This window comes from Mesorhizobium sp. M4A.F.Ca.ET.090.04.2.1 (assembly GCF_003999085.1).
Classification (GTDB): Bacteria; Pseudomonadota; Alphaproteobacteria; order Rhizobiales; family Rhizobiaceae; genus Mesorhizobium.
This window is the reverse complement of record NZ_RZOT01000225.1, coordinates 1-9,049: the sequence shown is the minus strand read 5'-3', so window position 1 is coordinate 9,049 and position 9,049 is coordinate 1. Positions and strand designations below refer to the sequence as shown.

At 64.5% G+C, this 9,049-nt stretch carries 11 protein-coding genes and 2 pseudogenes; 6 read left to right on the top strand and 7 right to left on the bottom strand.

Annotated features, from left to right (window positions below; genetic code table 11):
• Positions 1 to 294: pseudogene (locus EN781_RS17095) on the bottom strand (EamA/RhaT family transporter); the annotation flags it as partial.
• A 170-nt stretch (positions 295 to 464) separates the two neighbouring features.
• Here EN781_RS17095 and EN781_RS17090 point away from each other — a divergent pair.
• Complete coding sequence (locus tag EN781_RS17090; protein ID WP_126058725.1) at positions 465 to 1,766, top strand: glucoamylase family protein; 1,302 nt, start codon at positions 465 to 467, stop codon at positions 1,764 to 1,766.
• Between the two features lie 43 nt (positions 1,767 to 1,809).
• Here EN781_RS17090 and EN781_RS17085 read toward each other — a convergent pair whose 3' ends face one another.
• Positions 1,810 to 1,950, bottom strand: coding sequence for a zinc-binding dehydrogenase (locus EN781_RS17085; RefSeq protein WP_245455415.1), 141 nt, complete (start codon positions 1,948 to 1,950; stop codon positions 1,810 to 1,812).
• Positions 1,951 to 2,013: 63 nt separating this feature from the next.
• Positions 2,014 to 2,136, bottom strand: a complete 123-nt coding sequence (locus EN781_RS35975) for a hypothetical protein (protein WP_348627278.1) — start codon at positions 2,134 to 2,136, stop codon at positions 2,014 to 2,016.
• Here EN781_RS35975 and EN781_RS17080 point away from each other — a divergent pair.
• Positions 2,081 to 2,444: pseudogene (locus EN781_RS17080) on the top strand (helix-turn-helix domain-containing protein). The gene EN781_RS35975 and the pseudogene EN781_RS17080 overlap by 56 nt on opposite strands.
• Positions 2,445 to 2,502: 58 nt before the next feature.
• On the opposite strand, the gene EN781_RS17075 reads toward EN781_RS17080, so the two are convergent.
• Positions 2,503 to 3,108: an NADPH-dependent FMN reductase gene (locus EN781_RS17075; RefSeq protein ID WP_126058723.1), complete on the bottom strand. Its 606-nt coding sequence runs from the start codon at positions 3,106 to 3,108 to the stop codon at positions 2,503 to 2,505.
• Positions 3,109 to 3,201: 93 nt separating this feature from the next.
• Between EN781_RS17075 and EN781_RS17070 the strand changes: the two genes are divergently transcribed.
• Positions 3,202 to 3,570 carry a helix-turn-helix domain-containing protein gene (locus tag EN781_RS17070; protein WP_187331432.1) on the top strand — a complete coding sequence of 123 codons (369 nt, stop codon included), beginning with the start codon at positions 3,202 to 3,204 and terminating at the stop codon, positions 3,568 to 3,570.
• Positions 3,571 to 3,670: 100 nt separating this feature from the next.
• Here EN781_RS17070 and EN781_RS17065 read toward each other — a convergent pair whose 3' ends face one another.
• From EN781_RS17065 to EN781_RS17055, 3 genes are all read right to left on the bottom strand, one after another.
• Entirely contained in the window at positions 3,671 to 3,964 is a 294-nt protein-coding gene (locus EN781_RS17065; RefSeq protein WP_126058721.1) for a hypothetical protein, read from the bottom strand.
• Between the two features lie 70 nt (positions 3,965 to 4,034).
• Entirely contained in the window at positions 4,035 to 4,430 is a 396-nt protein-coding gene (locus tag EN781_RS17060) for an acyl-CoA thioesterase (protein ID WP_126058720.1), read from the bottom strand.
• Positions 4,431 to 4,530: 100 nt separating this feature from the next.
• Positions 4,531 to 5,472, bottom strand: a complete 942-nt coding sequence (locus tag EN781_RS17055; protein ID WP_126058719.1) for a phosphoribosylaminoimidazolesuccinocarboxamide synthase — start codon at positions 5,470 to 5,472, stop codon at positions 4,531 to 4,533.
• 207 nt (positions 5,473 to 5,679) lie between these two features.
• Between EN781_RS17055 and EN781_RS17050 the strand changes: the two genes are divergently transcribed.
• The 3 genes from EN781_RS17050 to EN781_RS17040 form a co-directional block, all read left to right on the top strand.
• A complete protein-coding gene (locus EN781_RS17050) occupies positions 5,680 to 7,296 on the top strand; it encodes a GMC family oxidoreductase N-terminal domain-containing protein (RefSeq protein ID WP_126058718.1) in 1,617 nt (538 codons plus the stop codon).
• Positions 7,293 to 8,504: a mandelate racemase/muconate lactonizing enzyme family protein gene (locus EN781_RS17045; protein ID WP_126058717.1), complete on the top strand. Its 1,212-nt coding sequence runs from the start codon at positions 7,293 to 7,295 to the stop codon at positions 8,502 to 8,504. The genes EN781_RS17050 and EN781_RS17045 overlap by 4 nt, the downstream gene beginning before the upstream one ends.
• The coding region (locus EN781_RS17040; RefSeq protein WP_145965531.1) for an NAD(P)-dependent oxidoreductase at positions 8,501 to 9,049 on the top strand (549 nt) is incomplete at its 3' end. The genes EN781_RS17045 and EN781_RS17040, both read left to right, overlap by 4 nt.

Sequence of the window (9,049 nt, the reverse complement as noted above, 5' to 3'; positions counted from 1 at the left end):
CCCCCAGAAGAATGATATCAGGACGATGCCGACAACCATGGCCCGCAGGGCATGTAGCCTCAGCACCGCAATGGTTGGCAGCGAGCACGATCCCGCTGACCAAGCTGCGCCCGCGACTGCAGTCGCGAGCAAGCCGCGCCACAGCACCGTATTGTAGACGCCCACGGCGATAACCAGCGTCTTCATCGCCGCATCCATCCCGGAAAGCAGGAAGATGGCGAGCGCGCATACGAGCACCGGAATCATCGGGGAAACGACGCCTGTCAGGCTGGATGTCTTCACGGCTTCACTCATCTGGCTGCGGATATCTCAGGGCAATCGGCGGGACCAGATGGCAGCGCCGTCGATATGGCGGTCCAATCGGCGCGGTTGATGCGCCTCTCGCTATCGGCCCTCGCCTGCCTCACTATGATTGATCGGCCAAAAAGTTGGGAAGCGCCGCGAAGGCCTCTATATCGGTAGCCATGGATGCATCGAGCGACCACAAGCTGAACGAGGAACTTCTCTCCAGCATCCAGCGCCTGTCCTTCGATTACTTTCTCAAGGAGGCCAACCCGGCAAATGGCCTGATCGCCGACCGCAACACGCCGGCGTCGCCCGCCAGCATCGCCGCCGTCGGGCTCGCCTTGTCGGCCTATCCCGTCGGCGTCGAGCGTGGGTTCATGACCCGCGACGCTGCCGTTGAACGGACGATCGCCACGCTTCGCTTCTTCTGGAACGCGCCGCACGGGCCAGAACCCGACGCCACCGGCTACAAGGGCTTCTACTATCATTTCCTTGACATGAAGACAGGCCGCCGCGTCTGGAAGTGCGAGCTGTCCACGGTCGACACGGCACTTCTGCTTGCCGGCGTGCTGGCAGCCGGCGCCTATTTTGACGCCGACGACGAATCCGAACTGGAAATCCGCCGGCTTGCCGATGCGCTCTATCGCCGCGCCGACTGGCGCTGGGCGCAGGATGGCGGCGCTACCGTCAGCCATGGCTGGCGGCCCGAGAAGGGCTTCCTGCGCTACCGCTGGCAAGGCTATGACGAGGCGGTGATCCTCTATGTGCTGGGCCTCGCCTCGCCGACCCATCCGCTGCCGCCCGAGTCCTATGCGGCCTGGCTTTCCACTTACAAGTGGAAGAAGATCTATGGCCGGGAACTGGTCTATGCCGGGCCGCTCTTCGTCCACCAGTTCTCACATGTCTGGATCGATTTCCGCGGCATCCGCGATGCCTTCATGCACAGGCACGGCACCGACTATTTCGAGAACAGCCGCCAGGCGACCTACCTGCAGCGCGACTACGCCATCCGCAATCCGAAGGGCTTCGTCGGCTATGACGAGAATTGCTGGGGCGTCACCGCCAGTGATGGCCCGGGCCTGAAAAAGCTCCCTCTGACGATCGGCGGCCGACGCTTCTTCGGCTATCTGGCGCGCGGCGCGCCTTTCGGTCCGGATGACGGCACCTTGTCGCCCTGGGCGGCGATTACCTCATTGCCGTTTGCGCCCGAGATCGTGCTGCCGGTGCTCCGCCATTTCCGCGAGATCGACCTGCACGAGGGCAACCCTTACGGCTTCACCGCCAGCTTCAATCCGACAATCGCCGCTGCCGACGGCCGCGCCTGCGGCTGGGTATCGCCGGACCATGTCGGCATCAACCAGGGGCCGATCGCGCTGATGATCGAGAACTACCGGTCGGACTTCCTGTGGCGGCTCATGCGCCGCGTACCGGCCATCGCCACGGGCCTGCGACGAGCCGGATTTTCGGGTGGCTGGCTGTGACCAGCAGCGATGACCAGGCGGGTTCCAGAATCGACCACGACAATCACGCCACCAGCACGATCTTACCTGTCGAGCGGCGCTCCTTGATAAGGCGGTGAGCCGCACCGGCCTGGTCGAGTGGGAAGCGGCCACCGGACGTGACACCCAACAGGCCGCCGGCAGCCAAATCGAAAAGCTGGCGCAAGCCACGGCAAACTCCGATCGCTATGGCATCGGCCGTGCATTGCCACTATCTGCGCTGTCTCGACTACACACTCATTTGTCCGCTGCTCACCAGGAAGTGACCATGGCCGGCCCGATCAAGAGAACTGCCGATGCTGCCGGCGGAGCGTGCCTTGAAAGTAATCTCGAGCCGCTGGAAGACGGTCATCCTCTACCACCTGTTCGATGGTCCCCGGAGACTCTCGTCGCTGAAGGCACTGGTGCCTTCGATCACCCAGAAGGTGCTGATCCAGCAGTTGCGCGAAATGGAGGAGCACGGCCTTGTTCGCCGCGAGGGTCTTCGCCTAGATCCCGTCGCGCGTCGAATACTTCGCGACGCCCCTTGGGCTCAGCCCCGAGCCCATCCTTCTGGCGCTGTGCGAATGGGGGCAGCACCATGCCGACGAGCTCGACGAGCACGACCGGGTGGCGGACTGCGTCATGAGGCCGAGGCAGTCCGCGCAGGCGGCAAATTGAAAAGGGCGGCGCAAGCGCCGCCCCATATCCCTTGGGAGGATTGTCTCGGATTGACGGCTCAGGCCGCCTTGGCTTCCTCGGCGATCGCGTCGGCCGCGCGGGCCGCCTTGAGCACCTTGGCCCACCAGGCGACGTCGTTGACGAGCGCCGCGGCGGCCTGGTTCAGATGCTCGAGATCCTCGAGCTTCTTCTCGCCCTGGCGAACCGCCAGGAAATCGCCCCAGGCGATATGGACCGCCGACTTGACCGGCGCCATCTGCAGCTCGACGGCGTAGAGGCGGAGCTGTTCGACGGCGCGCGAGCCGCCGACGCTGCCATAGCCGACGAAACCGGCCGGCTTCTTGTTCCACTCGTTGGCGGCGTAGTCGATGGCGTTCTTCAGCACACCCGTCGGGCCGTGATTGTACTCGGCGGCGGTGAAGATGAAGCCGTCGAAAGAGGCGACCTTCTTCTGCCAGCGCTGCGCCACCTCGTTCTGCGACGGCGCCCAGGCGGAGGAAGCGACCTCGTCGAAGAACGGCAGCGGGAAGTCGCGCAGGTCGACGACTTCGACGTCGATGTCTGCATGCGCCTTGGCGATCTTGGCGATCCACTCGGTCGGCACGTCGGCGAAGCGTGCGGCGCGCGTCGAACCGACGATAATGGCGATTTTGGGCTTGGACATTTTGGGAGGCTCTCCTTGCGGGAAATTGTGGTATCGTTTGGATACCGGCGCTATATGAGATACCGCAAAAGCGAAGTGCAAGGAGGCACGTTTTTGTTACTGAGGCACCCGCATATCACCGAAGACTGTCGCGCCGTGTCGGAAATCCTGCAGCGCGTCGGCGACAAATGGACCGTTCTGGTGGTCGGCAAGCTCGGCGACGGACCGCTGCGCTTCAATGAACTGCGCGCCGCCGTCGGCGGCATTTCGCAGAAGATGCTGACCACCACATTGCGCGGTCTGGAGCGCGATGGCTTCGTCATCCGCACCGTCTTCCCGACCATCCCGCCGCGCGTCGACTACGAGCTGACAGAGCTTGGCCACGAGCTGTTGGTCCCCGTCAGCGCGCTCGGCGCATGGGCGCGCAGGAACACCGCCAGGGTCAGGGCCGCGCGCGAGAAATTCGACGGTCTGCACGGCTGAAAGCCTGTTGCCGCAAGGATTTTTGGCGCAAGCCCGCGAAGGATGAACCTTCGTGCCGACCCGTTTTCTGGCCGGCCGCTGTGGCGTGTCCGTCCCGTTTTCAGCTTCCGGTGGATCGTCTCGCAGTCAGCCCGGCGGGCCGTCTGCTCGCGGCAATCGTCCGCGGTTTCTGGCCGGCGTCGCAACTGATCGCCAGGCATTTTTCGCTTGCGCCCGGCGGCTTGCCGATGACGCAATTTTGCGAAGCGCAAGAGAGCCTGGCATCGGCTTGCTTGATCTCGGTATAGGCGGTTGCGGCGAGCAGGCCGAACAGGCCCAGGACGGCTCCCGCAAGAACACCGTTCAGCGTTCGTTGACGCATTGTCTTCCCCCAAGCCCCGGCGGACTTGGTCACGGAAATTTGCGCATGACTGTGAAGGAGCTCACGCAGCCCGCCGGCAGGGCCCTCGCCTGCCGGAGCCGGGTTAGCCTTCGGCCGGAACCGCCTTCGGCTTGCCCTCGCCGTCCAGCGCCACCATGACGAAATCGGCATGGGTGACCTTCTCCATCAGGTCGGACAGATAGCGCTGCGCCCAGGCCTCGACCTTGAGCGCCATCGAGGTGCGGCCGACGCGCTCGACATGGGTGTAGATGCAGAGCGTGTCGCCGATCTTCATCGGCTTGGCGAAGGACATCTCCTTGACCGCCGCCGTCACCACGCGGCCCTTGGCGCGCTCGGCGGCGCGGATGCCGCAGGCAAGGTCCATCTGCGCCATCACCCAGCCGCCGAAGATATCGCCAGCCGCGTTGGCGTCGGACGGCATGGCCAGCGTCCGCAGTGTCAGGTCGCCGATCGGCCGTCCGTCCGCGTAGTGCACCATACCGCAAATCCCCTGAGATCGATGACATGATCCCGTAGCGTCACGGCGCCGGCAGGTCAACGCGCCGCCGATGCTGTCGCAAGGAGCGGCTGGCTTGACCCTAAAAGTAGCGCTCGAGGTTCGCGCGGATGCGATCGAGCACGGTAGCCCCGGAAACGTCGGGGACGAATTCCTTGCCGGTGATCGCCTCATAGGCCTGCGCATAGACCTGCGAAGCCTGTGCGACGATCTCGTCCGGTATCGTCGGGATCGGATCCCTGTAAGGATCGCAGCGCGCCGCGACCCATGACCGGATGAAATCCTTGTCGAAACTCTCCGGCCGCCCACCGCTCGCGAAGGCATCTTCGTAGCTCGCCGCAATCCAGTACCGGCTGCTGTCCGGCGTATGGATTTCGTCGGCCAGGATTATGGCCCCGCTCTTGTCGGTGCCGAATTCATATTTCGTATCGGCCAGGATCAGGCCGCGTTCGGCGGCTCGCGCCTGGCCGCGGGCGAACAGCCGCAAGGCGTAGTCCGACACCGTATCCCACTGTGCTGGCGTAAGAAGTCCCTGTTCGAGGATCTCGGCCTTCGACAGCGGCTCGTCATGGCCGCCATCCGCGGCCTTGCTCGTCGGGGTGATCACCGGCTCGGCCAATCTCTCATTGTCGCGCAAGCCGTCCGGCAGGTTCATTCCATACATGGTCCGCTCGCCCTTCCGGTACCTGGTCAGGATCGAGGTGCTGGTGGTTCCCGCCAGATAGCCGCGCACGACGATCTCGACCGGCAGGATATCGAGCCTTGTGCCGACGACGACGTTCGGGTCGGGGTATTCGAGAACATGGTTCGGGCAGATGTCGGCCGTTTCCTCGAACCAGTAGCGGGCGGTCTGGGTGAGGATCTCGCCCTTGAACGGGATCGAGGCCAGGATGATGTCGAAGGCGCTGAGGCGATCGGTGGCGATGATGATGCGCCTGCCGTCCGGCAGGTCGTAGTTTTCGCGGACCTTGCCCTTGTAGTAACCGGGCAGTTCCGGGATGAAGGCATCGGAGAGGGTACGCATATGGATCTCCTGCCTCCCGCGGATTGCTCGATGCCTTCGCATAAGCTCTCGACCCCGTGCATATCAAGCGGGATTGTCGGGTTATCCCGCAACTCCATCGTATTGCGGCGGTCGTATTTTTCACAACCGATGCCGGAAGGCGCGGCGACGCGGCGAACCCGGCGCGTCTAGGCTGCGGCCAGATTTCCGGAGCCGCACCGACCAGTCATGCAGACCTATGATTTCATCATCGTCGGCTCCGGCTCGGCCGGTTCGGTGCTTGCCGAAAGACTGTCGGCATCGGGCCGTTTCTCGGTCCTGGTGCTGGAGGCCGGCGGCACCGACCGCCGCTTCTACGTCCAGATGCCGCTCGGCTACGGCAAGACCTTCTTCGACCCGGCCGTCAACTGGAACTATAAAGCGGAGCCCGATCCTGGCCTTGGCGGAAACGCCGACCACTGGCCGCGCGGCAAGCTGCTCGGCGGGTCGAGCTCGATCAACGCCATGGTGTATATCAGGGGGGCGCGCGAGGATTTCGACGCCTGGGCAGCCGCCGGCAATCCAGGTTGGAGCTACGACGACCTGCTCCCCGCCTTCAAGGCGCTGGAGGACAATGAAGCCGGCGCCAACCAGTGGCGCGGTGTCGGCGGCCCGTTGCGCATCACCGATTGCTCGGACGCGGTGCATCCGCTGACGAAGCGCTACCTGGCGGCCGCCCAACAGGCCGGCCTGCCGTTCAATCCGGACTTCAACGGCGCCTCCCAGGAAGGCGTCGGCATCTATCAGATCACCACCAAGGACGGCCGCCGCATGTCGACCGCCCGCGCCTTCCTGCGCCCGGCGATGCGGAGAAAAAATATCCGCGTCGAGACAAACGCGCTGGCGACGAAAATCGTGTTCGAGGGCAAGCGCGCCGTCGGTGTCGAATATCAGCAGAACGGCGAGACCAGGACCGCGCACGCTGGCCGTGAGGTCATCCTGTCCGGCGGCTCCATCAACTCGCCGCAGCTGCTGCAGCTCTCCGGTGTCGGCCCGTCGGCGCTGCTCGGAGACCTCGGCATTCCGCTCATCCACGCCAACGAGAATGTCGGCGCGAACCTGCAGGACCATGTCGGCATCAACTACACGTTCAAGGGCAGGCTGCCGACGCTGAACCAGATCCTGCGCCCCTGGTGGGGCAAGCTCATGGTCGGCATGCAGTACATCCTGTTCCGGTCCGGGCCGCTGTCGCTGTCGATGAACAATGCCGGCGGTTTCTTCCGCACCGACCCGACCCTGGCGCGGCCGAACATGCAGCTCTATTTCCAGGCCTTCTCCACCGTCATTCCGAAGAGCGGTGAGCGCCCGATCCTGACCCCCGACCCGTGGCCCGGCTTCTCGATCGGCCTTTCCAACTGCCGCCCGTCGAGCCGCGGCGAGATCATGATCCGCTCCAAGAACCCGCGCGACTATCCCCGGATCACGCCGCATGCCTATTCGACCAACGCCGATGTCGACGAGATGCTGGCGGCGGTGAAGTTCGTGCGTAAGATCGCCGCGATGCCGGCGATGGCCGAGATCATCGAGGAGGAGGTTTTGCCCGGCCCGTCGATCACGTCGGACGCCGACTTGATTGAGGATTTCAGGAAGCGCTCGGGCACCGTCTACCATCCGGTCTCAACCTGCCGCATGGGACCTGACGCCTCGCGCGCCGTCGTCGATCCGCGCCTCATGGTGCACGGGATTGCCGGCCTGCGCGTCATCGATGCTTCGATCTTTCCCGACAACATCACCGGCAACACCAACGCCGCCTCGATCCTCACCGGATGGAAAGGCGCCGAACTGGTTTTGGAGGATCAGAAATGAAGATCACCGACGTCAAGACCTGGGTTGTCGGCAACCCGCCGCCCGGCATCGGCGGCAAGTATTTCATCTTCGTCAAGCTCACCACCGATGGCGACGTGGTCGGCTATGGCGAGGCCTACAATGCCACCTTCTCCGGCCACGTCACCGCAAGGATGATCGAAGACATGGCCGAGCGTTACCTCATCGGCCGCGACCCGCACGACATCGAGAATCTCTTCCGCCGCATCTATTCCTCCGGCTTCACCCAGCGCCCGGACGTTTCCGGCATGGGCTGCTTCTCGGCGCTCGAAATGGCCTGCTGGGATATCATCGGCAAGGAAGCCGACAAGCCGGTCTACAAATTGCTCGGCGGCCAGGTGCACGAGACGCTGCGCTCCTACACCTACCTCTACCCGCACACTGGCAGCGTCCATTCCGAGGACGCGCGCGGCAAGAATGTCTACAACGACCCGGAGATGGCCGCCGCCTGCGCGCTCGAATATGTCGAGCAGGGCTTCAACGCCGTCAAGCTCGACCCGGCCGGCCCCTACACCGCCTTCGACGGCCACCAGCCGCGCCTAATCGACATCGACCTCTCTGCCCGTATGGTGAAGGCGATCCGCGAGGCCGTCGGAAACAGGGCGGACATCCTGTTCGGCACACATGGCCAATTCACCGCTTCGGGCGCGCTGCGGCTTGCCCGCGCCATCGAGCCCTATGACCCGCTATGGTTCGAGGAGCCGGTGCCGCCCGACATGCCCGAGGTGATGGCGCAGGTGGCGCGCGGTACGTCGATCCCGATTGCCACCGGCGAGCGGCTGACGACCAAGTTCGAGTTCGCTCGCGTCATCGAGAACCGCGCCGCGACCATCTTGCAGCCGGACCTTGGCCGCTCCGGCGGCATACTGGAAACCAAGAAGATCGCCGCCATGGCCGAGGCCTACCACATCCAGGTCGCGCCGCACTGTTATTGCGGGCCGATCGTCGGCGCCGCCAACATCCAGTTGGCCGTGACGCTGTCGAACTTCCTGATCCTGGAATCGCTGAAGCAATGGGACGGTTTTCACGCCACGTTGCTGAAGAAGAAGATCGAGTGGCAGGATGGCAACGTCATCCCGTCGAAGGAGCCCGGCCTCGGCGTCGAGCTCAATGAGGCGGTCTGCGACGCGCATCCCTACAGCGGCAAGGAACTGCATCTGCAGATGATGCAGACGCCGTTGATGCCGTGACCGCGCGGCCCGCTTACGCCTTCATCGGCCTTGGCCATCTTGGCGGCCACCTCGCCGCCAGCCTGGTCCGCGACGGCTTTGCCGTCACCGTCTTCGACCGCGACCCGGCAACCGTCGAGCGTCTGGTTGGGCTCGGCGCCAATGCCGCGAGCAGCCCGGCCGAGGCCGCCGCCCGCGCCGGCAATGCCGTCACCTGCCTGCCCTCGCCCAAGGTCAGCGAGACAGTGCTCGCCGGTCCCGGCGGATTGCTCGAAGGTCTGCCGAAGGACGGCACCTGGATCGAGATGTCGACCAACGGCCGCGACGAGATTGTGCGGCTCGCGGCACTGGCCTCAGCCAGGGGCATCGAGACGCTCGAATGTCCGGTCACCGGCGGCGTGCATCTGGCGGCGGCAGGCAGGATCACGGCCTTGGTCGGTGGTGATGCCGTGCTTTACGAGCGGCACCGGCCGGCCATCGAGGCGATGTGCGCAAAATCCTTCCTGATGGGTCCGATCGGCTCGGCGGCAGTGATCAAGGTCATCACCAACATGCTGGCTTTCATC